The following is a 25,900-nucleotide window of genomic DNA, read 5'->3' on the forward strand; positions in this document are numbered from 1 at the left end:
TCTTTGTACCTTTCGGCTATCATTTAAATCCTAAGGCTATGAAAAGAATCATCATACTGGCATTTGTTGTAACCAGTACTTTCGCTGCATGTACCACCCTAAAACCTGGATCAATAGGAAACGGTGGCTTGTCAGAGCTTGGAGGAACCTGGGAACTGAACTATATTTCCGGCCCCAGAATAGCTTTTAACGGATTATATCCCGCAAAAAAACCAACCCTTACATTTGACATTACCAACAAGAAAGTTAGCGGCTATAGCAGCTGTAATTCTTTTTCCGGCACTTTAGTGGCGGATGACAGCACGATCAATTTCACCCATCCGATGGCCATGACAAAAATGGCCTGTCCCGGTGAAGGAGAGGCCACTTTTATGGAAATGCTGAAAAAAACCAGCAGTTATGTTGTCAGTGATAGCACCCTTAATTTCATGATGGGCGATATTGCTATTATGCGTTTTCGTAAAATTTAACCAGATAATTCTTAAAAGAACTGTAAGCAGTATCCATTTTCTCCAGTTGTTTGGTTTTAAGATCCAGTTCTTGCACAGCAGCCGGAATCTTGATTTTTGCCGCTAATTCTGCAGGAAACACATCCGGAAACTTACAGGCATGAGCAGTAGATAAAAATACACCCGCAGCATTTTCCTGTGGGTTTTCTTTTTTATAATCCTGCAAAGCCAGGGCAGCAATCGCAGTATGCGGACAAGCGATATACCCAAACTGATCGTAAATAGACTGGATACCGGCCAATGTTTGCGTATCCGTATAAGTATAGCTTTTCAAAATCTCTTTTAAAGCACTGCGATCTTGTTTAAAAAGGTCCATGATCCGCACCCAGTTGCTCGGCGCACCAACATCCATTGCGTTCGCATAAGTCTGTACAGACGGCCTGGTTTCATATACTCCGGTCTCCAGAAAACGCGGAACCGTGTCATTTACATTGGTTGCTGCGATGAACTGTTTAACCGGCAAGCCCATTTTATAAGCGAGTAATCCCGCAGCAATATTCCCGAAATTGCCACTAGGTACAGAGAAGATCACCTCCGTTTTACCTGCCCTGCGCAGTCGTGCCCAGGCATTGAAATAGTAAAAAGTCTGGGGGATCAACCTGGCAATATTGATAGAATTGGCAGAAGTTAAGCGCAGTTTCTGATTGAGTTCCACATCCGCAAAAGCCTGTTTCACCAAATGCTGACAATCATCAAAAGTACCATCAACGGCTATCGCATGGATATTATGGCCATTGGTACACAATTGTAACTCCTGGATTTCACTCACTTTCCCTTGCGGATAAAGAATGGTCACCCTGGTATTGGGCACACCAAGAAAACCCAGTGCCACTGCACCACCGGTATCTCCGGAAGTAGCCACCAATACATCCAGCATTTGCTCCCCGTCTTTTAGGAAATAAGCCATCACCCGGCTCATGAAACGCGCGCCAAAATCTTTAAAAGCTAAGGAAGGGCCATGAAACAATTCCAAAACATAGGTATTCTCTTCCAGTTCCACCACCGGGGCATCAAAACTGAGGGTCTCATCAATGATTTTCACCAGATCATCCAGAGGAATTGCGCCATCCAGTAAAGTAGAAGCCACCTGGAAAGCAATCTCCGGCATACTGTATTTGTGGATGTTCTGAATAAACTCCTCGTCCAGCAAAGGAACATTTACCGGCATATATAAGCCTTTATCCAAAGGCATGCTGTTAAAAACAGCTGTTGGAAAGTCAACGTTTAATTCGTGGTTGTTTGTACTGTATAATTTCATCGTTCTTAATCTAAGATAACAGGTCCTTTTTTATTTACTGATGACACAAAAGAAAGGCTGTTGATGCCAATTCCTTTTAAATGCTGCTGAAGTTTTTGCGTGATTGCTCTTGCGGTACCTTCGTCTTTTGTTAAGGCGAAAACTGAAGGGCCGGAACCGGAGATTCCAAATCCAATGGCACCGGTTTTCATCGCCAGGGACCTCATCTTGTAGAAATCAGGAATCAGAATAGAACGGGTAGGTTCTACCAGGATATCCGTCATGCTCCTACCAATCAGGTCATGGTCTTTTAAAAACAAACCACTCACTAAACCTGCCACATTACCCCATTGCGTAACCGCATCTTTCAACAATACTTTGGAACGGATCATCTGTCTGGCATCTTTCGTAGGCACATCCACCTCCGGATAAACGATTGCAGCATATAAATCCTCAGGGTGTGGCAAACTGATGATGTCTAAAGGCTCATAACTTCTGATCAGTACAAAACCGCCTAACAAAGCCGGAGCCACATTATCCGCATGTCCATAACCACAGGCCAGTTCCTCCCCTTTCATCGCGAAAGGAACCAATTCTTTATTGGTCAGTAAACTATCAAATAAATTGTTCACCGCGAACAATCCCGCTACTGTGCTGGCAGAGCTGGAACCTAATCCGCTGCCAATTGGCATTTTCTTATGGAGCTCAATTTCTATCCCCGTATCCGGTTTCCCGATGTGGTTTAAATAATGTTGCACACTGGCACTCACGGTATTTTTCTTCGGATCAAGGGGTAAACGCCCCTCATCACCGGTAATTTTTGTAATGGTGATTCCGGAACCACCAGTTAATTTCATGATCACTTCATCACCCGGTTCATTCACCGCGAAGCCCAAAACATCATATCCACACACCACATTGGCTACAGTAGCCGGGGCAAAAACTTTTATAGATTCTCTCATCGTTTACCAACGTTTATAATATCAGCGAAAACACCTGCGGCAGTCACTTCTGCACCTGCACCAGGGCCTTTAACTACCAATGGACGGTCTTTGTAACGGTCCGTGGTAAATGAAATAATATTGTCACTTCCGGAAAGCATGTAAAAAGGATGGTTATCATCTACCATTTGCAGGGTAATTTCCACCTTCCCTGCTTCCAGTTTCCCGATATAGCGCAACACTTTATTGCCATCAGCGGCCTGTTTCTTTAACTTTTCAAAATACTCAGTATTGTTCTCCAGTTCCTGGTAGAAGTCGGCTACAGTAGCTGCTGCCAGACAAGCCGGAGGAAGCATACTTTCGATCTCAATGTCAGCTTCTTCCAATGGATAACCTGCATCACGCGCCAGAATTAACATTTTACGCATAAAGTCTTTCCCGTTAAGGTCGTCTCTCGGATCCGGTTCAGTATAACCTTTATCCTGGGCTTCCTTAACCACTTCATGGAACAATTTATCGCCTTTATAATTGTTGAAAATATAAGAGATGGTACCCGATAAAATGGCTTCAATGCGGTGAATCCGGTCTCCGCTCATCATCAGATCCTTTAAAGTCCGGATGATCGGCAGGCCTGCACCTACATTGGTTTCATAATGAAAATCTACACCATAAGTTCTTGCTGCCTGTTTAAAAGCCACATATTGCTCGTAATCGGCAGAATTACCGATCTTGTTGCAAGTCACCACAGAAATACTCGATTGTAACACATCCTGATAAAACTGAATCGGATTGTGACTTGCAGTATTGTCAACAAACACACAATTTGGTAAGTTCATCGCTTTCATCTTTTTGATGAACAGCGGCAAATCTGCTGGTTCACCATTGCTTTCCATGTTCTCTTCCCAATTGCTCAAGGCGATACCATCCACATTCAGGTGCATTTTACGGGTATTACAAACGCCCATCACCTTTACCTGAAGGTCGTTATTGGTGGCAAGGAAAGTGGTTTGCGCTTCCAGTTGTGCAAATAAGGTTTTCCCGATGTTACCTGTTCCCAGACAAAAAACATGGAGTGTTCTTTTCAGATTCGCATAAAAAGCATCATGCACTGCATTTACAGCTTTCGACAAATCTGGTTTAGAGATGATTACCGAGATATTATATTCCGAAGAACCCTGAGCGATTGCCCTTACATTGACCCCGTTTCTTCCTAAAGCATGGAACAACTTTCCTGACATACCTGGAGTGCGTCTCATGTTTTCGCCGACAATGGCCAATGCGGCAAGCCCGTTTTCTACTTCCGGATATTCCAGTTTACGTGCCTGTAATTCCAATTCAAACTCTTTATTAATCAATGCCAATGCTTTTAAGGCATCGCCTGGTTTCACGGCGAAAGTGATGCTATGCTCAGAAGAAGACTGTGTAATCAGGATCACATTGATCTGTTCACGGGAAAGCATGGAGAACAAACGACCGCTAAAACCGGCTTTCCCAACCATTCCGCTACCGGAAAGGTTCAGCACACTGATTTCATCAATAGAAGAAATCCCTTTGATTGGTAATTTTGAACTTCCTGCGCCATGCTTGATATAGGTACCCGGGAAATCAACATTGAACGTGTTTTTGATGACAATAGGAATCCGCTTTAGAAAAGCAGGGATCATGGTTGGCGGATAAATTACCTTGGCGCCAAAATAAGAAAGCTCCATCGCTTCGGTATAGCTCAACTCGGCAAGAGAAAATGCTTTTTTCACCATCCTGGGATCGGCAGTCAGCATCCCGTCTACATCTGTCCAGATCTGAATTTCCTGTGCATTCAGGGCAGAACCCCAGATTGCAGCAGTATAATCACTTCCTCCCCTTCCTAAAGTGGTAATTCTACCTTCTTCATTACTCGCAATAAAACCGGTTACGAACAATAGTTTATCAGCATTCGTCTCATAAAAATCCTTGATTAAAGTTTCTGTGAGGTAGCTACTTACTTTCGCCTGTCCGAAGTTATGGTCAGTTTTGATCAGTTCCGATCCATCTACATATAAGGCTTCCGGAAAGGTTTGCTTTGCGATATGGCTCACCATTACTGCCGAGCAACGCTCTCCATAACTTAAAATCAGGTCTTTGGTTTGCAGGCTCAGTTCTTTCAGGTTGTAGACCGACTGCAAAATATCTTCCAGTTCATTAAAGTAAATTTTAAGCCTGGTGAGTACCGGGTTCTGAGCACTTGCCGGCAATAACGCACGGATCACCTCAAAATGTTTCTTTTCAATTGCGCTCAGTTCCTCGCCGTAAGATTTCCCTTTCCCTGCATTTTCTGCCATATCAACCAGGGCATTCGTTACCCCGCTCATGGCAGATAAGACGACGATAGGATTTTCAGCCCCTTGCTGCTCCTTTAAGATACCCAGCAAAGCAGTGATGCTTTCCAGGGAACCAACAGATGTACCTCCAAATTTTAAAATATTCATAGTTTTAGGTTAAAAAAAAAGCGCCTTCCCCGATTAGAGGAAGGCGCTTTTTGTGGTTTTTATTTTTAGTATTTTATACCCATTAGCTATCCTCCCTCCGAGATATCCCGGTGGTAATAATAATGGAAATAATGGTTGAATTATTAAACATTGTACTTTTTACACTTAGTGTGCTGTGGCGTAAAGTAAAGTTATATTTTTCTAATTAACAAATGATTACATAAATATTTGCTCGATTTTTAAAAAAATTGCGCTTAAAGGGGGTAGAGATCGGTTTTTCGGGTATCGACTGTTAATACACTCATTTTCAACACCAAAAAACAAGAAAGCGCTACAGCCGCCCAAATTTAGCCCCGTTTTGCGGAAAGCAACAGCTAAGCGCTTGTAAACCCTGATTCCCGACAAACATTTTCTTACCTTTGCGCCATCATATGCAAGGATTAGTCATAAAATCAACAGGAAGCTGGTATCAGGTACAGGCGGAAGACGGCAACAGATACGACTGCCGTATTAAAGGTAAGTTCCGGATCAAGGGCATTCAAACCACCAACCCTATTGCCGTAGGCGATCAGGTAGACTTTGAGCTGGAGCCAAACTCAGAAAACGGGGTAATTCATAAATTACATGAGCGGAACAATTACATCATCCGTAAATCCATCAACCTGTCTAAGCAGGCGCAAATCATTGCCGCCAACATGGATCAGGCATTTTTGGTGGTGACCCTGGTTTCGCCAAGAACCTCTTTAGGTTTTATTGATCGTTTTCTGGCAACTGCCGAGGCTTACCGAATTCCAGCAGTATTGATTTTCAATAAACTGGATTTGTTCAATGAAGACGGACTGGCGGTTTTAGAAGAATACAAGCACATCTATGAAAACATCGGCTATCCTTGTTATACAGTATCGGCTTTGGAAGGAACTAATATCCCACAAATAGAAAGCCTGTTAAAAGACAAGACTACCCTGTTTTCCGGACACTCCGGCGTAGGAAAATCAAGTCTGATCAATGCCTTGCTGCCCGATAGACACATCAAAACCGGAGAAATCTCGGAAGCGAGTGACAAAGGGCAACATACCACCACTTTTGCAGAAATGCATGTCTTACCTTTTGGCGGATATCTGATTGATACCCCCGGCATCCGTGAATTGGGTATTTTCGACATCAGACCTGAAGAACTGGGCCATTATTTCGTAGAAATGCGTGCCTTAATGAACAAATGTAAGTTTAATAACTGCAGACACGTCAATGAACCGGGCTGTGCCGTGCTTAAGGCGGTAGAAGATGGAGAAATTGAAATCAGCAGGTATGAAAGCTACCTGAGTATTTTCCATGGCAACGAAACCCGGGCTTAATCCCGCTTTTTAATCCCTATGAGAGCAATTATACAAAGAGTAACCGAAGCCAGTTGTGTAGTAGAAGGAAAGACTACCGGCAGCATCGACACTGGTTTTCTGGTATTATTGGGTATTGAAGATACCGATACTTCAGAAGAGCTGGACTGGCTCAGCCAGAAAATCGTCAACATGAGGATTTTTGGCGATGAAAATGACCTGATGAATAAATCCCTGGCAGATGTTGGCGGAAATATTCTCCTGATCAGTCAGTTTACCCTCTTTGCGGCAACAAAAAAAGGCAACAGACCTGGTTTTACCAGAGCTGCAAGACCTGATAAAGCCATTCCGCTATACGAGGAAATGATTGCCAAACTCTCAAATCTCCTTCAAAAAGAGATCAAAACAGGGATATTTGGTGCAGATATGAAGATTAGTTTAGTGAATGATGGACCTGTCACCATTATGATGGATACTAAAAACAAAGAATAACATGACTATAGCAGAAGCCCAGGAAACCGTAGACCAATGGATCAATAAAACAGGAATCCGTTATTTCAATGAGCTCACCAATACCGCAATTCTGATGGAAGAAGTGGGTGAAGTGGCCAGAATCATGTCCAGAAAATATGGCGAGCAATCCTTCAAGAAAAGCGATGAAGCGGTAGACCTTGCCGATGAAATGGCCGATGTGTTATTCGTGCTGATCTGCCTTGCCAATCAGACCGGAATTGACCTGACCAGCGCTTTAGAAAAAAATCTTGTTAAAAAGACCATCAGAGATACCGACCGTCATAGAAATAACGAAAAGCTGAAATAGTCTTTTATTTATCAATGGTATAGGCCGTATTGTGCTTGATTTCTGTCATCACAAACAAACTGTTTACGTTGGCAATGTTCTCAATTGCCGCCAGCTTATTCGTTAAGAAATCCTGGTATCTGTTCATATCATTCACCACTACTTTCAACAGGTAATCGTAGGTTCCGGCAACGTGGTAACATTCCATGACTTCGTCCAGCTTAGTCATTGCAGCCTCAAACTTCTTTAATAATGGAAGCGAATGCACCTGCAGCGTCACATTACAAAATGCAGCCAGGGTTTTTCCAATCTTTTCCCGATCCAGCAGTGTCACATAATTTTTGATTACTCCCGTCTTTTCAATCTTTTTCAAACGCTCATAAGTCGGCGTTACGGTAAGCCCCACCTGATGCGCAATCTCCTTCGTATTTAGCCTTGCATTGTGTTGTAACGCATTTAATATGCGCTGATCCATCTTATCGAACTGTTCCATCTAGTTTAGTTTTTCTGATTTTTACAGCAATCCGGCCTCATTAAGATAGATTAACCTGTATAACCCCAAAATTAAGTGTTTATTTTCTAATATTAACCACATCTAAGATCAATTGAATGGAGAATTATAGATTTGCAGTCTGAACCACCTACAGAAAATGACTACAAACCTATCATCCGGGGATAACAAAAGATTATCAGAACTATACGAAAAAGTACAGGATAGAACCCGTTTGTTTCTGGGTTATCCGGTTTCTAAAGATTTTGACTATACCGAACTACTTCCTTTCCTTCAATATCCGATCAACAACCTTGGAGATCCATTTACGGAGTCCACGTATGCGGTAGATACGAGAGAAATGGAGAGAGAAGTCATTGAGTTTTTTGCGCAGCTGTTTCGTGCTCCTACCGGCAATTGGTGGGGATATGTGACGAATGGTGGTTCTGAAGGAAACTTATACGGCCTGTATCTGGCCAGAGAGCTTTACCCAAAGGCGATGGTTTACTATTCTGACGCCACACATTACAGTGTACAGAAGAACCTGTTATTGCTAAACATGCCAAATATTGCCATTCGTTCGCAGGAAAACGGCGAAATGGATTATGAAGACCTGCACAATAGCTTATTGATGAACAGACACCTTCCGGTCGTGATTTTTGCCAACATTGGCACCACGATGACCGAAGCGAAGGATGATGTTAGAAAGATCAAGGGCATCCTGAAAAATCTGGCGATAAAAAACCATTACATACATGCTGACGGTGCTTTATCCGGAAGTTATAGTGCCTTTATTGAGCCAAGACCGGCTTTCGACTTTGCCGATGGCGCAGATAGTATTGCGATTAGCGGACATAAATTTCTGGGTTCCCCAATGCCATGCGGCCTGGTGATTGTTAAGAAAACCAACCGGGACAGGATTGCACGCTCCATTGATTATATCGGAAGCGTTGATACCACCATTACAGGTTCCAGAAATGGCCATACGCCATTGTTCCTGTGGTATACCCTGAAAAAATTAGGCTTAGAAGGTCTAAAAGAAAGAGCATTGCACAGCCTTAGGGTTGCTGCCTATGCGGAAGCACAGTTGAAAAGCATCGGAATCGAGGCCTGGAGCAATCCAAATGCCATCACCGTTGTTTTCCCTGCCCCATCCAAATGGATCTGTCAGAAGTGGCAGCTGGCCTCAGAAAACGGTCTTTCACACCTCATCTGTATGCCCAATGTAGATTGTGCTCAGATTGATGAACTGATGGCTGATCTTATTTCTAATCCGGAAGGCATCAATTACAGCTTCCAACAACAACAACCTGCCCCTACATTTACCCCCCTATAGAAATCGGCTGCCCGGAATTCCCGGGCAGCCTTTCATTATTTCCTCTGAAAAGAAAAGAAATCAAGCCCGGAATTCCATAAAATCACAAGATCGGGATGTGCCTGGGTTGTAGTCGGGAAGAAAGGCATGTTGTAAAAGGGCACAGCATAGGTTCAGTATAGGTTGCCGTAATAAAACCTATAGCAACTGTTACGCAACCCATAGCGAGCCTTACAGCAACCTATCGGCAACTAAACGCTCTTCCCGACCACAATCAGCGCAATCTGCCAGTCATTCCATAAAAAAAGGGCGCCTGTTAAGACGCCCTTTTCAATTCGGGTAAACACCCAATGCTTTTATCTGTTAAGCAGTAGTTTCATTCAACGCTGCTTTGATCTTTAATGCTGCTTCCGCCAATTCTTCTTCAGAAGGTTTCAATTTTTCCTTACTAAAGTTCATATCGTTCACTGCGTTCATAGGGATCAGGTGTATGTGTACATGCGGTACTTCCAGGCCGATAACGGCTACGCCTACTTTTTTGCAAGGGAACGCGACCTTTAGCCCCGTAGCTACAATCTTAGCAAATAAGGTCAGACCGAAATAGCTTTCCTCATCCATATCAAAAATGTAATCAATTTCCTTTTTAGGAATGACCAGGACATGGCCCATGGTTAGGGGATTAACATCTAAGAACGCCATGAATTCGGCTGTTTCCGCTACGATATGCGCAGGGATTTCACCAGCTACTATTTTTGAAAATATACTTGCCATAGAATTGGGGGGATTAAGGATTATCGGGTGATCTCTAATATTTCAAATTCAATCATTCCTGCAGGAACCTGAATCTCGATGGTATCCCCTACTGATTTACCAAGTAAACCTTTGGCAATCGGCGATTTAACGGAGATTTTTCCGGTTTTAAGATCAGCTTCACTTTCTGCTACCAACTGGTAAGACATGGTGGAACCATTCTTTACATTTTTGATCTTAACTATAGATAATGCCAATACTTTAGAAGTATCCAGCTTCGATTCATCAATTAATCTGGCGGTAGAAAGTGTAGTAGACAATTTCGCTATTTTAGCTTCATGCAAACCCTGCGCTTCCTTCGCTGCATCATATTCCGCGTTCTCGGAAAGATCACCCTTATCTCTGGCTTCGGCAATTGCCTTAGAGATTTGTTGTCTTCCGGTGGTTTTCATATGGTGTAATTCTGCCTTTAGTCTGTCTAAACCATCTTGGGTATAATAGGTAACCTCTGTCATAGCTCAATTTATTTTATGTAGTACTATAAAAACAAACAAGACTATATAGGCTGTTATGCCTACATAGTCTTGCTTCAATAAAAACGAAGATAATGGGGTATAACCACAAAAACAAATTATTTAATTTGATTTTGGGCAGTTTATCAAAAATGTCTGTTTAAATGACAGTCGAAAGCTTATCCGCTAAAACTTCCGATATTTTACGGTAAGATTCAAAGGTCCAGCCCCCAACATGCGGGCTCAGGATGACTTTCCCGGCCGATTTAAGGTCATTAAACCAGGGCGTATTTTGTAATGCCGGAAATTTCTCCACTTCCAGCACGTCTAAACCAGCGGCCAGGATTTTCCCTGAACTGATGGCTTGTAGCACGGCTTGAGTGTTAACAATTTCACCTCTGGCAGTATTGATAAAGAATATCGGCTTGCGGAAATGGAAGAAATACTCCTCATCTACCATCTGGCGTGTTTCTGTGGTCAGGGGAATGTGTAAACTCAGCACATCGCTTTGTCTCACGATCTCTTCCATGCTTACCTCTTTGGCATAAGCATCACTGAAACCAGTCTTATACTTATCATAAGCGATCACGTTTACTTCAAATCCGGCCAGCTTCTTTGCAAAGCTCCTGCCCATAAATCCGTAACCAACAATCCCAACGGTTTTACCTTTCAGCTCATAACCACGGTTGCCTTCCCTGTCCCAGGCGCCATTACGGACCTCCATATCGGCGTTACGCAAGTTGTTCATCAATGACAACAACATTCCTGTAGCGTGCTCTCCTACGGCATCCATATTACCTTCCGGCGCATTTAGCAGTTCGATGTTACGACTCTTTGCGTAATCCACATCAATATTGTCTAATCCGGCTCCTGCCCTTGCAATAAATTTCAGTGAAGGTGCAGCGGCCATCAGCTCCTGATCGATTCTGAATTTCGTTCTCACCGCAATCCCCTGATAATCGGAAATCGCTGCCAGTGTCTGCTCACGGGTATATAATGGCTGATCGTCCACTTCATATCCTAAAGCGATGGCACGTTCCTTAAACACAGGATGCAACTCATCCACTATTAAAATTCTTCCTTTACTCATATTATTGCTGATCAATTATTAGTTATAACCTGATGAATTGCCACCTATGGATGATGGCTTTCCAACCGGAAAATTATTGTGAAAGATGAGCTAAATGTTGTGTCAGCTCAATAAACTGCGCTACACTCAACTGCTCGGCACGTTTGTCGAAGAAAATATGGTCGTCCATTTTCTCTTTTGGAACTACGCCGGAAAGCGCATTTCTTAACGTTTTTCTGCGTTGGTTGAAACCAGCTTTCACCGTACGCCAGAACAGTTTTTCATCACAAGGAAGTGTTTCCACGTCATTACGACTCAACCTGATCACGCCGGAATTTACTTTTGGCGGTGGGTTAAACGTACCCGGTTTCACCGTAAACAGATATTCTATATTGTAATACGCCTGAATCAGGACGCTTAAAATTCCGTAATCTTTAGTTCCTTCTTTGGAAGCACAGCGCTCTGCAACTTCTTTCTGGAACATCCCTACCATCTCTACCACCTGACCTCTGTTCTCCAATATTTTGAAAAGAATCTGTGAGGAGATATTGTATGGGAAATTGCCGATAATGGCATATTTTTCTTTGAAGATCGCCGAAAGGTCCAGGGCTAAAAAGTCGCCGTTGATTAACCTGTCGCCCAGCTGCGGATATTTCTCTTTTAAGAAATGATAAGACTCCACATCGATATCGATCATGAAAGTTTCTAAATCTTCTCTTTCCAAAAGCAGGTCTGAAAGGATCCCCATTCCCGGTCCAACTTCCAGTACCTGTTTGTACTGATCGGTATGTACCAGACCGTTTACGATCTTCGCGGCAATCTTTTTATCCGTTAAAAAATGTTGTCCTAAATGTTTTTTTGCCCTTACCAAACTCATATATTATCCTTCTAAAAGCTGCAAAATAAGCAAAGTTTTGCGAGTATCAGACCAACAATCGGCTAAAACAGCCTCTACGGCCTTAAAAATAAGGATATCATTTTTCTATCGTTTTCCAGATCCCTCCTGATTTCCAAAAAACCGTAAATACAAGCGCATGAAAAACCAACCATTTTAAAATGAATTCTGTAATTTGCGCTAAATTTTTTTGAAGTATGAGCAATAAGATTAAAATTGGAATCAGTATAGGAGATGTGAACGGTATCGGTTTAGAGGTCATCCTTAAGACTTTAGCGGAAAGCAAAATCCTCGATTACTGTACCCCTATCGTTTATGGACATACCAAGGTTGCTTCATACCACCGCAAGGCTTTAGGGTTGAGCGATTTCAACTTCAACGTGATTACAGAGGCTGCACTGGCCAATCCAAAGAAGGCGAATATGATCAACTGCTGGGAGGAAGATGTGAAAATCGACCTTGGCGTAGCCAATGAAATTGGTGGAAAATATGCTTTGCTTTCTTTAGAGAAGGCGACAGAAGACCTGATCAAAGGAGAAATTGATGCATTGGTAACTGCCCCGATCAACAAACACAATATACAATCAGATACCTTTAAATTCCCGGGCCATACCGAATACCTGATGGAACGCAGTGGAAGCAACGACGTATTGATGCTTTTAGTGAGTGAAGACATTAAGGTAGGCGTAGTAACCGGACATATTCCGATCACGGAAGTTTCAAAAAACATTACAATTGAGAAGATTGTGAAGAAACTGGTGTTGATGAATGAGAGTTTAAAAAAAGATTTCTGGATTGAAAAACCGAAAATTGCGGTATTGGGATTGAATCCACATGCCGGTGATAACGGATTATTGGGCACAGAAGAAGCTGATATTATTATGCCGGCGATTCAGCAAGCCTTCGATAAAGGGATCATTTGTTTCGGTCCATACCCTGCTGACGGTTTTTTTGGCAAGGGAAGTTACAAGCAATTTGACGCGGTATTGGCGATGTATCATGACCAGGGATTAATCCCCTTTAAAACCATCGCTTTTGGCACCGGAGTGAACTATTCTGCGGGCCTTAAAATCGTGCGTACCTCACCGGATCATGGCACAGGATACGACATTGCAGGAAAGAACCTGGCAGATCCGACTTCATTTATAGAAGCCTTATTTGCAGCAACTCACATCGTGCGGAACCGAAGAGAACAGGAAGAATTATTGAAAAACCAACTGAGAAGCGGAGGAAAAATTATAGAAACTGCGGCCGATATAAAAGACGACGCAAATTAGAATGAAAAAACATTTTAATTCTATAAAATAATTCCTACATTTGCGGGCTAAAATTTTGTTACAATTGAAACCTATAAAACAATTCACGATTCCTTTTACCGGCTTAAAAATTGGCAAGCATCAGTTTGATTTTGAGGTAGATAACACTTTTTTTGACTCCTTTGAATACTCTTTAGTAAAAAAAGGAAACTTAAAAGTTGGCATTGAACTGGATAAACAGGAAACAATGTTACTTTTGTATTTCGATATTCAGGGAACAATCGTATTGGATTGTGACAAGTGTTTGTCGGAGTTTAATGCACCGATTTCAATAAAAGAAAGGCAGATTGTAAAGTTTGCTGAAGATGAGCTGGAAAGTGATGATTTAGAAATCATAGTCCTGAACAGAAAAGAGAGTGAGCTTGATGTTTCACTTCCGATTTATGAGCTTATCAACGTATCGGTACCTTATATTAAAGCCTGTGTGCAGGATGGCAGTGGCCAGAAATGCGACGAGGAGATGATTGCAAGACTGGAAAGTTTTTCAATCAACACACAACAAGAACAACAAGAAGAAAATAACGATAATGACCCGCGTTGGGCAGCATTAAAAAAATTAAAATAATAATTAAACAAATCAGCAATGGCACATCCAAAACGCAAGATTTCTAAGAGTAGAAGAGATAAAAGAAGAACTCACTATAAAGCAGTAGCTCCTTCTTTGGCTACTTGTCAAACCACTGGTGCAATTCACGTACCTCACCATGCATACAACGTTGATGGTAACCTATACTACAACGGTAAATTGGTTATTGAAAACACTTCAATAGGTTAATTTTCTTGAAAAATAGTTTGTGTTTTAAGTCTCTGAAAGTTTACCTTTAGCGACTGGAAACAAAGGCAATTTTGCCTTCTAACACAAACTGATTTTTTACTATGAAAATAGGTCTCGATATAATGGGCGGAGACTATGCTCCTAAAGCTAACGTTTTAGGAGCAATAGCTGCCCATCAATTGTTATCTCCCGGGGAGCACATAGTGTTGATCGGAGATACGCAGCAGATTAAGCCCCTTCTCACTGAAAACGGATTCAATCCGGATCACTTTGAATATGTTCATACCGAAGAAGTGATTGGTATGGGCGAACATCCCACTAAGGCTATTGTTCAAAAGCCTAATTCCAGCATTGCTGTCGGCTTTTCCTTACTTAAAGAAGGTAAAATCGATGCTTTTGCGAGCGCCGGTAATTCTGGTGCAATGCTTGTTGGCGCCGTGTTTAGTGTTAAAACTATTCCGGGAATCATCAGGCCATGTATCATTACAATTCTTCCAAAACTCAGTGGAGGCTTAGGTTTAATGCTTGATGTTGGCGCAAATGCCGATTGCAAGCCTGATACTTTGCTTCAATTTGGTGCTGTAGGTAGTTTGTATGCTGAATGTATGTTTGGTATAGAAAAACCTAAAGTAGCCTTATTAAACATTGGCGAAGAAGATGAAAAAGGCAATATGCTTAGCTTGGCAACTTTCCCTTTAATGAAAGAAACCGAACTATTCAACTTTGTGGGTAATGTAGAAGGAAGGGACTTATTCAACGATAAAGCTGACGTGATTGTATGCGATGGATTTACAGGAAATGTGATGCTGAAACTGGCAGAGTCATTTTATGTATTGACACTAAAAAGAGGATTAAAGGATGATTTCTTTGACCGCTTTAACTACGAAAACTATGGCGGAAGCCCGGTTCTAGGTGTCAATGCCCCTGTGGTCATAGGTCATGGCATTTCAAGTCCGACAGCAGTCAAAAACATGATTCTTCAGTCAAGAGACATGATTACTACTGGCTTGGTAGGTAAAATTCAAGCTGCATTTAAATAAGAACATTGAAAATGAATAAAATTCACGCTGCGATTACGGCTGTTAATGGTTACGTACCAGATTACGTACTAACTAATAAAGAGCTAGAATCCATTGTAGAAACTACGGACGAATGGATTTTATCCAGAACCGGGATCAAGGAGCGGAGAATATTGAAAGGTGAAGGATTGGGTACTTCAGACATGGCAGTTCATGCCGTGAATGGCTTACTTAAAAAACGTGGAATTACTGCAGAAGAGATCGAGCTGATTATCTTTTGTACCACGACTCCGGACATGCCTTTCCCTGCTTCAGCAAACATTCTTGCCGACAAAATCGGCGCTAAGAATGCCTGGGGTTATGATTTACAGGCTGCCTGTTCAGGATTCATCTTCGGATTATCTACAGGAGCACAGTTCATCGAATCCGGTAAACATAAAAAAGTATTGGTTGTTGGTGGCGATAAAATGTCGTCTATCATCAACTATCAGGACCGTACTACCTGCATCATTTTTGGTGATGGTTGCGGTGCTGTTCTTTTAGAGCCAAATGAGGAAGGAATGGGCATCCAGGACTCCATCCTGAAAAGTGATGGTGCGGGCCGTCAATTCCTACACCAAAAAGCTGGCGGTTCTGCCAGACCGGCAAGCCATGAGACTGTGGACAATAATGAGCACGTTGTGCATCAGGAAGGTCAGGCAGTATTCAAATTTGCGGTTACTAATATGGCAGATGTTGCGGCCGAAATCATGGAACGCAATAGCCTTACTTCTGATGATGTAACCTGGTTGGTTCCACATCAGGCCAATAAAAGGATCATCGATGCTACGGCATCAAGAATGGGCCTTGGTACAGAAAAGGTAATGATCAACATTCAACGTTACGGAAATACCACTAATGGAACGATTCCACTATGTTTATGGGAATGGGAAAGCCAACTTAAAAAAGGCGATAACATCATCCTTGCGGCATTTGGAGGTGGTTTCACCTGGGGTTCTGTGTACTTAAAATGGGCTTATTAAATTTTATAAAATAATTAATCTTAACTTAGATAATTGTTAAGACATACTGTTTTCTCTAAAAAACACCAAAAAATGGATATCAAACAAATTCAGGAACTTATTAAATTTGTTTCTCGTTCGGGCGTAAATGAAGTCGCTATTGAGCAGGAAGATTTCAAAATAACGATTAAAACCAATCAGGCTCCTACCTACGTTCAGGCAACGGTACCAGCACAGATTGCTCCAGCAGTAGCTCCGGCAGCGGCAGCTCCGCAACCAACTACCCCAACAGAAACAAAAGCACCTGTTGCTGTGGAAGATGATTCTAAATACATCACCATAAAATCACCAATGATCGGAACTTTCTACCGTTCATCTAGTCCGGATAAACCTTCTTTTGTAAATGTAGGTGATGAGTTCCAGGTAGGTAAAGTGATCTGTATTATCGAAGCGATGAAATTGTTCAATGAAATCGAAAGTGAAGTTTCCGGTAGAATCGTTAAGGTTTTAGTTGAAAATGCTTCTCCGGTAGAATATGACCAACCGTTATTTTTAGTTGAACCGATGTAATTCGTTTTGTTGCTTAATATACCCCGGCAAAATTCGGGGGGGAAAAGAAAAAATATATGTTTAAAAAGATACTAATTGCCAACAGGGGCGAGATCGCTTTGCGTATCATCCGTACCTGTAAAGAAATGGGCATCAAAACCGTAGCTGTTTACTCTACTGCAGACAGAGAGAGTTTACATGTACGTTTTGCTGATGAAGCCGTTTGTATTGGGCCACCGCCAAGTAAGGATTCTTACCTGAGCATTCCCAATATTATTTCAGCTGCTGAATTAACTAATGCAGATGCCATTCACCCGGGTTACGGTTTCCTTTCTGAGAACGCTAAGTTTTCTTCAGTTTGCCGTGATTATGGAATTAAATTTATCGGTGCTACACCGGAGCAAATCAACTCAATGGGTGATAAAGCTTCCGCAAAAGAAACGATGAAAAAAGCAGGTGTTCCAACCATTCCAGGTTCGGAAGGTTTGCTTGACAATTTCAAAGAAGGTATTAAGATAGCCAATGAAATGGGCTACCCTGTCATCCTTAAAGCTACTGCCGGTGGTGGTGGCCGTGGAATGCGTGTAGTCTGGAAAGATGAAGATTTTGAAAATGCATGGGATAGCGCAAGACAAGAGTCTGGTGCAGCCTTTGGAAATGATGGTCTTTATTTAGAGAAATATATCGAAGATCCCCGTCACATTGAAATCCAGATTATCGGAGATCAATATGGTAAGGCTTGTCACTTGTCAGAACGTGATTGTTCTATTCAACGTCGCCATCAAAAGCTGGTTGAAGAAGCTCCATCTCCATTCATGACACCTGAACTTCGGGAGAAAATGGGTGAAGCAGCCATCAAAGGTGCCATTGCGGTACAATATGAAGGTGCCGGAACAATTGAGTTCCTGGTAGATAAACACCGTAACTTCTACTTCATGGAGATGAATACCCGTATCCAGGTAGAACACCCGGTAACCGAAGAAGTAATCAACTATGACCTGATCAAAGAACAGATCAAAGTAGCTTCCGGCGTTCCAATCTCAGGAAAAAACTATTTACCAAATATGCACGCTATCGAGTGCAGGATCAATGCTGAAGATCCGTTTAACAACTTCAGACCTTGTCCTGGAAGAATTACCAATTTCCACTCTCCGGGTGGTCATGGGGTAAGGGTAGATACGCACGTATATGCTGGTTACCAGATTCCTTCAAACTACGATTCAATGATTGCTAAACTAATTTGTGTGGCTCAAACCCGCGAAGAAGCTATTAGTACCATGGAGCGTGCTTTAAGTGAATTTGTAATTGAAGGTATTAAAACGACGATTCCATTCCACTTGAAACTAATGAAAGATCCGAACTTTAGAGCTGGTAATTTTACCACTAAATTCATGGAGACTTTCGAGTTTTCGGAATAACAATTAGTCATAGCATAAGCGGGATTTATACTTGTTACAAAGCAAATTCCCGCTAATAAAAACTATTTAGTAGATTTAAAACGTAAATACCATTCTAAACAAAATAGAATGGTATTTTTGTTTTACAAATAACGTACATGAGTGATACTAAGAAAAGGGACCTTATTGGTGCTATAAAAGAAAAAGGAAAAAGTTTAGAGGCAGAAATGTCCTTCTTTGATCATATCGATATCCTCCGCAAGCATCTGTTGCGCGCATTAGCAGTAGTTTTATTATTAACAGCCGGAGCTTTTTATTTTACTGATTTCATTTTTAATACCATCATTATGGGGCCTAAAAACCCTAATTTCTGGACTTACAGAATGATGTGTAAACTGGTAGAGAAATTTCCTTCTCTGGGCTCCGACCTTTGTATTACGAAGATCGATGCGAAGATTATCAATACAGAAATGGCAGGTCAGTTTACCCTGCAACTAAATTCCTGTGTGATGGTGGGAATTATCCTGGGTATCCCCTACCTGTTATTCGAACTTTGGTTGTTTGTGAAACCTGCCCTTCATGAAAATGAAAGAAAGTCAGCAAGTGGTTTTGTCGCATTTGCCTCTTTCCTTTTCTTCCTGGGGATTATGTTCGGTTACTTCCTGATCTGCCCTTTATCTATCAACTTCCTGACCAATTTCACCGTGAGTCCGGATATTGAAAATACATTTACCATCGATTCTTACCTGTCATCTGTGATGACCTTAACCATTGGTTCGGGTGTAATCTTCCAGTTGCCGGTGATCATTTATATCTTATCGAAACTAGGCGTCATGACACCAGCATTTATGCGTGCCAGCAGACGATATTCTACGATATTGATCCTGATCGTTGCAGCAATCGTTACGCCTACTGCAGATCCATATACCATGTTAATCGTAGCTGCGCCACTATTCTTGCTTTATGAATTGAGTATCTATATTTCAGCAAGTATTGAGCGTAAGAAAAACAAAGAACTTTATGGTGTAGCCAGAATTAGAAAAAACTAACCCAATATTTTCGAAGATGTCAACAGCCCCAAAAATGAAAATTGCAATCGGCGCCGACCATGCCGGTTTTGAATACAAAGAATTATTAAAGTCTTTTCTTGCCGACTACGAGGTGAAAGATTTCGGGACCCATTCTACACAGTCTGTTGACTACCCGGATTTTGCTCACCCTGTGGCATTGGCAGTAGAAAGCCAGGAATATACCTTTGGTATTCTGGTTTGTGGCAGCGCAAATGGCGTGGCCATTACCGCCAATAAGCACCAGCATATCCGCGCAGCCATTTGCTGGTTGAACGAGATTGCAGCTTTAGCAAGAGTGCACAACAATGCCAATGTTCTATGTATCCCGGCTAGATTTGTTTCAGAAGAACTGGCAAAAGAAATGACCAGCACCTTTTTAAATACTGAATTTGAAGGTGGAAGACATGAGCTTAGGGTCAACAAAATGTCTTGCTAATCAAAACTAAAATTAACAGATGAAAAAACATTTATTGTACGCCAGTCTCGTACTGACGATGGCTTGTTCTGCTACTGCCCAAAATAAAGATGCAGTGAAGTTCAGTAAAACCATCACCAAAGACAACGCTTATAAGCACCTTTCCGTACTTGCTTCAGATGCCTATGAAGGTAGAGAAACAGGTAAAAAAGGAGGCTGGATGACGGCTGATTATATCAGGACTTTCTTTCAGAAACTGGGTTTAAAAGGTCCGGTAAACGGCGATTACTTTCAGCCGATTGATATGGTTACCATTTCTCTGTCGCAGGTCTTAACGATCAACGGACAGCCTGCGGAAGCGTTAAAAGATTTCTATGTTGTTCCACAAACCGTTTCAGGTGCGGGTTTCGGCTTTAATACCAGCAGTGTTTTATTCGCCGGTTACGGTTTGAAAAAGGAAGCTTACAATGATTTTGAAGGTGTAGATGTTGCCGGAAAAGTGGTGATGATCTTCAAAACAGGTGAACCTAATGGTACTGCCGGTTCTACGAACAGCAGGTCTGTGGCTGCTGCAAAAATAAAATACTTAACCTCACAAAAAGCGGCAGCAGTATTGATCATCGACCCTACGGTAGATGCTATGCCTGAAAACCTTAAAGCTTACCTGAGCTCACCGGCATTGGTGATGAAAACGAAGGAAGAGCTGGAGAAAATGGATGGTCCGCAGGAAACTCCGGTGATCACTATCGGAACAGTACTGGCCAATCAGATCTTTGCTGCAGCAAAAACCAGCGTAACTGACGTTAAAAAGAAAATCGCTGAAAGCGGTAAGCCTGCAACTCAGGAAATCAATGTTTCAGTTTCAGCCTCTGCGAAGCGGGTAGAAGCGAAAGTGAGAGCAGAAAACGTATTGGGCTTCCTGGAAGGTTCTGATCCTAAGCTTAAGAAAGAAGTACTGGTGATTACCGCGCATTATGACCACATCGGTATCACACCGGATGCTAAAGGCGATGATAAAATCAACAATGGCGCAGATGATGATGGCTCTGGTACAACCGGTGTATTGATGCTGGCAGAAGCCTTCTCCAAAGCGAAGAAAGCTGGTAAAGGCCCTAAAAGAAGTATCTTGTTCATGACCGTTACCGGTGAAGAAAAAGGGCTTTTAGGTTCTGAATGGTATTCTGAACATCCGGTATTTCCTTTGGAAAACACAATTACCAACCTGAATATCGATATGATTGGTCGTGGTGATAAAGAACATCCTGACAATAATTTTGTGTACATCATTGGTTCAGATATGTTGAGCTCTGAGTTAGATCAGATCGGTAAAAAAGCAAATAAAGATTATGTGAACGTTCATCTTGATGAGACTTACAACAATAGAACCGACCCGAATCGTTACTATTACCGCTCAGATCATTATAACTTTGCGAAACACGGTATTCCGGTGATTTTCTATTTCAATGGTGTTCATGAGGATTACCATCAGCCGGGAGATGAAATCAGCAAAATCGATTTCCCTATGTTGGCTAAAAGAGCGAAACTGGTTTACTTTACAGCATGGGAACTGGCAAATCGTGCCACTCGTCCTAAAGTAGACAAGAACGAAGACGGTAGCAAAAAGAACTAAAAAGGGAATAGTTATCGTCCTTAAAATATTAAAAACCTGCCTGGTGCAGGTTTTTTTTATAGCAAAAAAAACCACCCCGATGTAGAGTGGTTCTTCGTAAAACAGGTTCCGTTAGGTGTATCGGCTCTTTTGGGTATGGTAGGGACCGTGTCTAAGCTATGACTACAATTTTGCGATCACAAAATCATTCAGGTTCAATTTAGAAACGCCATTGTTAACCAATTGGTGTTCTGCTGATGATCCGCTTAATTTCAAATCAGACTGACCGCTTAGATTGGTGTAAAGACTTCCTACTGTCGCGTTCACATTTGCCTTAGCCTCGTCTTTTAAGAAGACCTGAAGTACTGCAAGGTCAAAGTTACCACGTGTTTTAACGGTTGCAGTATTGGCCACATCAATTCTTTGCAGGTCTTTTACCTGGATGTAGATCGTGCTTTGATCACTGGAATTGATGTACAAAGTATATCCTTTTTGTTTCACACTGGTGTTGCTTTCATTCAGCGCATCGTAGCTATTGATGGTTTCTCTGTTTCCTTGTACCAGTACTACCTTCGCATTTCCGGTGACTACCACTTTATTGAATTTTACCGGCGCAGTGTTGGCTGGTGATTTCTCTTTGGCGATGGTTGTAAACGCTGAAGAAGTTAAAACGATAGCTGTTAATGTTGAAGCGATTAGAGTTTTGATTGCAGTTTTCATATCTTTAATTTTTAAGTTTTTAAGGTTGTTTTGTAGTTAAGACGTGCTCAAAGGAGAAACGTTTCAGCGGTTTTTGCCGCTTTAGACCATGACAGTGTACCTCTCGACGAAATGCCGGAACTTCTCGACCAATCGACGAAAATATTTTCGTCGATACTCACCTTCCTTTCCTTATATTGTGATTTATGCTTAGGAATTCCTTTCAAATAGCTTTTGGACTTTGCTTTAAAGCTTTTGATCCTTAAATATGTGATGCAGGTCTCACCCGAAGCTTAATTATTTTTATATTTGATGACGATGAAGATATCTGATGAATTTTTGGTTAAGGCCGATGAAAAAGCCTTTGATTTAGGGCATCGCAAGACAATTAATCATAATATTGGCAAGTATAATGTTGCGGTAGAGCGGGGTGTATCGAGGTTTGAGAATTTAGAAAACTCGAAGAAGAAAGCGCATGTGATTAAATGGAGGGTGATGGAGAACCTTGATAAGTTTCTTCCTGAATTTGAATCCAACTTTCAACGTAGAGGGGGGAAAGTAATCTGGGCAAATGATATAGAAGAGGCACAGAGAGAGATATTAAACATCATCCAGAAAAGTGGCGGAAAGACGGTAATCAAGTCTAAATCGATGACCACAGAAGAAATCCACCTCAATGATTTCCTGGAGAAAAATAACATTGAATCCTTAGAGAGTGACCTTGGCGAATATATTGTTCAGCTACTGGGCCAGGCTCCATACCATATTGTTACTCCTGCAATGCACCTCAGCAAGGAGGAAATTGCCAGGCTGTTCCATGATAAATTTGGAACACCAATAGATGCAACCCCACAACAACTGACTCAAAAGGCCAGAGAATTGCTAAGGGAAAAATACCTCAGAGCAGACATCGGCATCTCCGGAGGGAACTTCTTAATTGCCGATACCGGTAGTGTTGCCTTAACGGAAAATGAGGGAAATGCGAGGTTATGTACCACTTTTCCTAAAATCCATATTGCGATTGTCGGTATTGAAAAGGTGATTCCTTCTATGGCTGATCTGGACTTGTTCTGGCCCTTACTTTCGAGTCACGGAACCGGACAAAATCTGACCGTTTACAATACGATATTGAGCGGTCCGAGACAAGCAGGAGAAACAGATGGCCCGGAAGAAATGTATGTGGTACTGCTGGACAATGGCCGTACCAATCTGCTGGCACAAAAAGAACAACGTCAGGCCTTATATTGTATCCGTTGCGGGGCTTGTTTAAACGCTTGTCCGGTGTATAAAAATATCGGCGGGCATACCTATAACACCACTTATAGCGGTCCCATTGGTTCCATCATCACCCCACATTTACAGGGCATGAAGGATTTTAAACACCTCAGTAATGCTTCCAGTCTATGCGGTAAGTGTACCGAAGTGTGTCCGGTGAAGATCGACGTACATAAGATGTTATTACTGAACAGAAGAGACGCTGTGGCTGACAATCTGAACACGAAAGTGGAAGAAATCGGTTGGAATGCCTTCACAACAGGGATGCAGAAAAGATCGAGGATGGATATGATCGGTGGAAAGATGAAAAACTTCTTTCTCAAATTCTTCTTCAAGAAGACCTGGGGCAAATACCGGAATATGCCGGAGGTTGCACCTAAGTCCTTTGCGAAGCTTTACGAAGAGAAAAAGAAAGCAAACAAAAACCCTTAAATATGCAGTTTGACAGAAAAGATAAGAACGATGCGGTATTACTAAATCTATATACGCAATTGCTTTACCCCAGAATGGTAGAGGAAAAAATGCTTATCCTATTACGTCAAGGCAGAATTGGCAAATGGTTTTCCGGCATCGGTCAGGAGGCCATTGCCATTGGAAGTACGCTGGCGATGGAGGAATCCGAGTATATCCTCCCTATGCACAGAAATCTGGGGGTGTTTACCGCGCGTAACATCCCTTTAAAAAGACTGATGGCACAATGGCAGGGGAAACTGAACGGCTTTACCAAAGGCCGCGACCGCTCCTTCCATTTCGGTACTCAGGATTATAAAATCATTGGCATGATTTCCCATCTGGGCCCTCAAATGGCCGTTGCCGATGGGATAGCCCTTGCCGACCTGATCTCCGGTCAGGAAAAAGCAACCTTAGTCTTTACCGGCGACGGCGCCACCAGTGAAGGTGATTTCCATGAGGCCATCAATGTGGCCGCCGTATGGAACCTTCCGGTGATCTTCCTGATAGAAAACAACGGTTATGGCCTATCTACCCCTACCAGTGAACAATATAAATGTAAAGATCTGGTAGACCGGGCAATTGGTTATGGCATTGAAGGGATTCAAATTGACGGGAATAATGTCCTGGAAGTTTATGATACTTTAGCCGGAATTGCTGCTCAAATCAGGAAAGACCCGAAACCGGTATTGGTAGAGTGCTTAACTTTCCGAATGAGGGGCCATGAGGAAGCCTCAGGCACTAAATACGTTCCACAAGTTTTGATGGATGCCTGGGCAGAAAAAGATCCGGTAGCGAACTTTGAACGCTACCTGCTGGCGGAAAACGTCTTAACAACTGAACTTATCGCAGAGATTAAAGCCGATTTCAAAGCCGGTATCGAGCATGAAATAGAAGCTGCATTTCAGGAAGAAGAGCCGGTAGCTAATGCCCTGGCGGAACTCGAAGATATGTATGCGCCTTTTAATTTTGAACCTGCTCTCCTTCCAAAGGATGCCCCTGCTATTGAAATCCGGTATCTGGATGCCATTACTGATGCCCTGAAAACCGGCATGTACAAACACAATAATCTCGTGTTAATGGGTCAGGATATTGCAGAATATGGTGGTGCTTTTAAGATTACTGAAGGTTTTACCAGTCTTTTTGGCAAAGCAAGGGTTAGAAACACCCCCATCTGCGAATCTGCAATTGTAGGCGCCGCATTAGGCCTTTCTATTAACGGTTATAAATCAGTAGTAGAGATGCAGTTTGCAGATTTCGTGACTTGCGGCTTCAATCAGATCGTAAACAATCTGGCGAAAACACATTACCGCTGGGGAGAAAAAGCGGATGTCGTGATCAGGATGCCTACAGGCGCCGGAACAGGCGCAGGTCCCTTTCATTCTCAAAGCAATGAGGCCTGGTTTACGAAAACCCCGGGACTGAAAATCGTATATCCGGCATTTCCTGAAGACGCCAAAGGGCTGTTGCTTTCAGCCATCGACGACCCTAATCCGGTATTGTTTTTTGAACATAAATACCTGTACAGGAGTTTAACGGGACTCGTTCCACAAGGAGAATATCACCTGGAAATCGGCAAAGCCAACGTATTAAAAGAAGGCTCGCAGCTGAGCATCATTACCTACGGACTCGGCGTTCACTGGGCACTCGCCTATATCGGAGAACATCCGGAGCTGAGCATCACCCTGGTAGATTTACGCAGCTTGCAACCCTGGGATAAAACCGCAGTAAGCGCAGCTGTAAAGCAGACAGGCAGGGTTCTGATCCTTCATGAAGACACCTTAAGCAATGGCTTCGGGGCAGAACTGGCAGCATGGATTGGCGAGCATTGCTTTAGCGATCTCGATGCTCCCGTGATGCGTTGCGCCAGTGCTGATACCGCAATTCCGATGAGTAAAATTCTGGAAGAAGATTTTCTTGCGAAAAGCAGGTTAGCAGCAACTATTGATAAATTGCTGGCCTACTAAGAAGTATCGCTTCTTTTGCATGGCACGATAATCGCGTTCTATTGG

At 42.4% G+C, this 25,900-nt stretch carries 26 protein-coding genes; 17 read left to right on the forward strand and 9 right to left on the reverse strand.

Translation table 11 applies throughout. The annotated features are described in order from the left end of the window. Nucleotides 1-38: 38 nt before the first annotated feature. Entirely contained in the window at nt 39-470 is a 432-nt protein-coding gene (locus tag OQX61_RS18520; protein ID WP_265843285.1) for an META domain-containing protein, read from the forward strand. Here OQX61_RS18520 and thrC read toward each other — a convergent pair. Genes thrC through thrA form a run of 3 tightly spaced genes read right to left on the reverse strand, consistent with a single transcriptional unit; the run spans nt 448 to nt 5,152 of the window. Then, nucleotides 448-1,767 (reverse strand): threonine synthase, encoded by a 1,320-nt coding sequence (gene thrC, locus OQX61_RS18525; RefSeq protein ID WP_265843286.1) that lies wholly within the window; start codon nt 1,765-1,767, stop codon nt 448-450. The genes OQX61_RS18520 and thrC overlap by 23 nt on opposite strands. A 5-nt stretch (nt 1,768-1,772) precedes the next feature. Then, a complete protein-coding gene (locus OQX61_RS18530; protein ID WP_265843287.1) occupies nt 1,773-2,708 on the reverse strand; it encodes a homoserine kinase in 936 nt (311 codons plus the stop codon). After that, nucleotides 2,705-5,152: a bifunctional aspartate kinase/homoserine dehydrogenase I gene (gene thrA, locus OQX61_RS18535; RefSeq protein ID WP_265843288.1), complete on the reverse strand. Its 2,448-nt coding sequence runs from the start codon at nt 5,150-5,152 to the stop codon at nt 2,705-2,707. The genes OQX61_RS18530 and thrA overlap by 4 nt, the downstream gene beginning before the upstream one ends. 431 nt (nt 5,153-5,583) lie before the next feature. Here thrA and rsgA point away from each other — a divergent pair, with 431 nt between their 5' ends. From rsgA to OQX61_RS18550, 3 genes are read left to right on the forward strand one after another with little or no spacing between them, the layout of a single operon-like run. Further along, entirely contained in the window at nt 5,584-6,504 is a 921-nt protein-coding gene (gene rsgA / locus OQX61_RS18540) for a ribosome small subunit-dependent GTPase A (RefSeq protein ID WP_265843289.1), read from the forward strand. Nucleotides 6,505-6,522: 18 nt separating this feature from the next. Continuing rightward, nucleotides 6,523-6,975, forward strand: coding sequence for a D-aminoacyl-tRNA deacylase (gene dtd, locus OQX61_RS18545; protein WP_265843290.1), 453 nt, complete (start codon nt 6,523-6,525; stop codon nt 6,973-6,975). A gap of 1 nt (nt 6,976) precedes the next feature. Next, nucleotides 6,977-7,303: a nucleotide pyrophosphohydrolase gene (locus OQX61_RS18550; RefSeq protein WP_265843291.1), complete on the forward strand. Its 327-nt coding sequence runs from the start codon at nt 6,977-6,979 to the stop codon at nt 7,301-7,303. Nucleotides 7,304-7,307: 4 nt separating this feature from the next. Here OQX61_RS18550 and OQX61_RS18555 read toward each other — a convergent pair whose 3' ends face one another. Next, nucleotides 7,308-7,775 (reverse strand): Lrp/AsnC family transcriptional regulator, encoded by a 468-nt coding sequence (locus OQX61_RS18555; RefSeq protein WP_265843292.1) that lies wholly within the window; start codon nt 7,773-7,775, stop codon nt 7,308-7,310. Between the two features lie 157 nt (nt 7,776-7,932). Here OQX61_RS18555 and OQX61_RS18560 point away from each other — a divergent pair, with 157 nt between their 5' ends. After that, on the forward strand, nt 7,933-9,108 hold the full coding sequence (locus OQX61_RS18560; RefSeq protein ID WP_265843293.1) for a histidine decarboxylase: 1,176 nt from the start codon (nt 7,933-7,935) through the stop codon (nt 9,106-9,108). Nucleotides 9,109-9,450: 342 nt separating this feature from the next. Here OQX61_RS18560 and OQX61_RS18565 read toward each other — a convergent pair whose 3' ends face one another. The 4 genes from OQX61_RS18565 to rsmA form a co-directional block, all read right to left on the reverse strand. Next, nucleotides 9,451-9,858, reverse strand: coding sequence for an HIT family protein (locus tag OQX61_RS18565; protein ID WP_265843294.1), 408 nt, complete (start codon nt 9,856-9,858; stop codon nt 9,451-9,453). A 20-nt stretch (nt 9,859-9,878) separates the two neighbouring features. Continuing rightward, entirely contained in the window at nt 9,879-10,352 is a 474-nt protein-coding gene (gene greA / locus OQX61_RS18570) for a transcription elongation factor GreA (RefSeq protein WP_265843295.1), read from the reverse strand. A 157-nt stretch (nt 10,353-10,509) separates the two neighbouring features. Further along, nucleotides 10,510-11,439, reverse strand: coding sequence for a 2-hydroxyacid dehydrogenase (locus OQX61_RS18575; RefSeq protein ID WP_265843296.1), 930 nt, complete (start codon nt 11,437-11,439; stop codon nt 10,510-10,512). Nucleotides 11,440-11,512: 73 nt separating this feature from the next. Then, the gene (rsmA, locus tag OQX61_RS18580) at nt 11,513-12,295 is read right to left on the reverse strand and encodes a 16S rRNA (adenine(1518)-N(6)/adenine(1519)-N(6))-dimethyltransferase RsmA (RefSeq protein ID WP_265843297.1); all 783 of its coding nucleotides are present in this window, start codon (nt 12,293-12,295) and stop codon (nt 11,513-11,515) included. Between the two features lie 215 nt (nt 12,296-12,510). On the opposite strand from rsmA, the gene pdxA reads away from it, so the two are divergent. From pdxA to OQX61_RS18630, 10 genes are all read left to right on the forward strand, one after another. Next, nucleotides 12,511-13,590, forward strand: coding sequence for a 4-hydroxythreonine-4-phosphate dehydrogenase PdxA (pdxA, locus tag OQX61_RS18585; RefSeq protein ID WP_265843298.1), 1,080 nt, complete (start codon nt 12,511-12,513; stop codon nt 13,588-13,590). 64 nt (nt 13,591-13,654) lie between these two features. After that, nucleotides 13,655-14,194, forward strand: a complete 540-nt coding sequence (locus tag OQX61_RS18590; protein ID WP_265843299.1) for a DUF177 domain-containing protein — start codon at nt 13,655-13,657, stop codon at nt 14,192-14,194. An 18-nt stretch (nt 14,195-14,212) separates the two neighbouring features. Continuing rightward, nucleotides 14,213-14,404 (forward strand): 50S ribosomal protein L32, encoded by a 192-nt coding sequence (rpmF, locus tag OQX61_RS18595; protein ID WP_073238280.1) that lies wholly within the window; start codon nt 14,213-14,215, stop codon nt 14,402-14,404. Between the two features lie 101 nt (nt 14,405-14,505). Continuing rightward, the gene (plsX, locus tag OQX61_RS18600; RefSeq protein WP_265843300.1) at nt 14,506-15,444 is read left to right on the forward strand and encodes a phosphate acyltransferase PlsX; all 939 of its coding nucleotides are present in this window, start codon (nt 14,506-14,508) and stop codon (nt 15,442-15,444) included. Nucleotides 15,445-15,455: 11 nt separating this feature from the next. Then, on the forward strand, nt 15,456-16,445 hold the full coding sequence (locus OQX61_RS18605) for a beta-ketoacyl-ACP synthase III (protein ID WP_265843301.1): 990 nt from the start codon (nt 15,456-15,458) through the stop codon (nt 16,443-16,445). A gap of 72 nt (nt 16,446-16,517) precedes the next feature. After that, nucleotides 16,518-16,994, forward strand: coding sequence for an acetyl-CoA carboxylase biotin carboxyl carrier protein (gene accB / locus OQX61_RS18610; RefSeq protein ID WP_265843302.1), 477 nt, complete (start codon nt 16,518-16,520; stop codon nt 16,992-16,994). Nucleotides 16,995-17,050: 56 nt separating this feature from the next. Next, a complete protein-coding gene (gene accC / locus OQX61_RS18615; RefSeq protein WP_265843303.1) occupies nt 17,051-18,391 on the forward strand; it encodes an acetyl-CoA carboxylase biotin carboxylase subunit in 1,341 nt (446 codons plus the stop codon). A gap of 137 nt (nt 18,392-18,528) precedes the next feature. Then, nucleotides 18,529-19,419 (forward strand): twin-arginine translocase subunit TatC, encoded by an 891-nt coding sequence (tatC, locus tag OQX61_RS18620; RefSeq protein WP_265843304.1) that lies wholly within the window; start codon nt 18,529-18,531, stop codon nt 19,417-19,419. 16 nt (nt 19,420-19,435) lie between these two features. After that, entirely contained in the window at nt 19,436-19,876 is a 441-nt protein-coding gene (gene rpiB, locus OQX61_RS18625) for a ribose 5-phosphate isomerase B (RefSeq protein WP_265843305.1), read from the forward strand. Between the two features lie 19 nt (nt 19,877-19,895). After that, nucleotides 19,896-21,485 carry a M28 family peptidase gene (locus OQX61_RS18630; protein WP_265843306.1) on the forward strand — a complete coding sequence of 530 codons (1,590 nt, stop codon included), beginning with the start codon at nt 19,896-19,898 and terminating at the stop codon, nt 21,483-21,485. A gap of 162 nt (nt 21,486-21,647) precedes the next feature. Here the strand turns inward: OQX61_RS18630 and OQX61_RS18635 are convergent, their stop codons facing one another. Then, nucleotides 21,648-22,184: a DUF2807 domain-containing protein gene (locus tag OQX61_RS18635; protein WP_265843307.1), complete on the reverse strand. Its 537-nt coding sequence runs from the start codon at nt 22,182-22,184 to the stop codon at nt 21,648-21,650. A gap of 291 nt (nt 22,185-22,475) precedes the next feature. Between OQX61_RS18635 and OQX61_RS18640 the strand changes: the two genes are divergently transcribed. Both OQX61_RS18640 and OQX61_RS18645 read left to right on the forward strand, forming a co-directional pair. Then, a complete protein-coding gene (locus OQX61_RS18640) occupies nt 22,476-23,870 on the forward strand; it encodes a LutB/LldF family L-lactate oxidation iron-sulfur protein (RefSeq protein ID WP_265843308.1) in 1,395 nt (464 codons plus the stop codon). A gap of 2 nt (nt 23,871-23,872) precedes the next feature. Next, on the forward strand, nt 23,873-25,855 hold the full coding sequence (locus OQX61_RS18645; RefSeq protein ID WP_265843309.1) for an alpha-ketoacid dehydrogenase subunit alpha/beta: 1,983 nt from the start codon (nt 23,873-23,875) through the stop codon (nt 25,853-25,855). Nucleotides 25,856-25,900 lie beyond the last annotated feature (45 nt).

This window comes from Pedobacter sp. PLR (assembly GCF_026239675.1).
Lineage (GTDB): Bacteria > Bacteroidota > Bacteroidia > Sphingobacteriales > Sphingobacteriaceae > Pedobacter.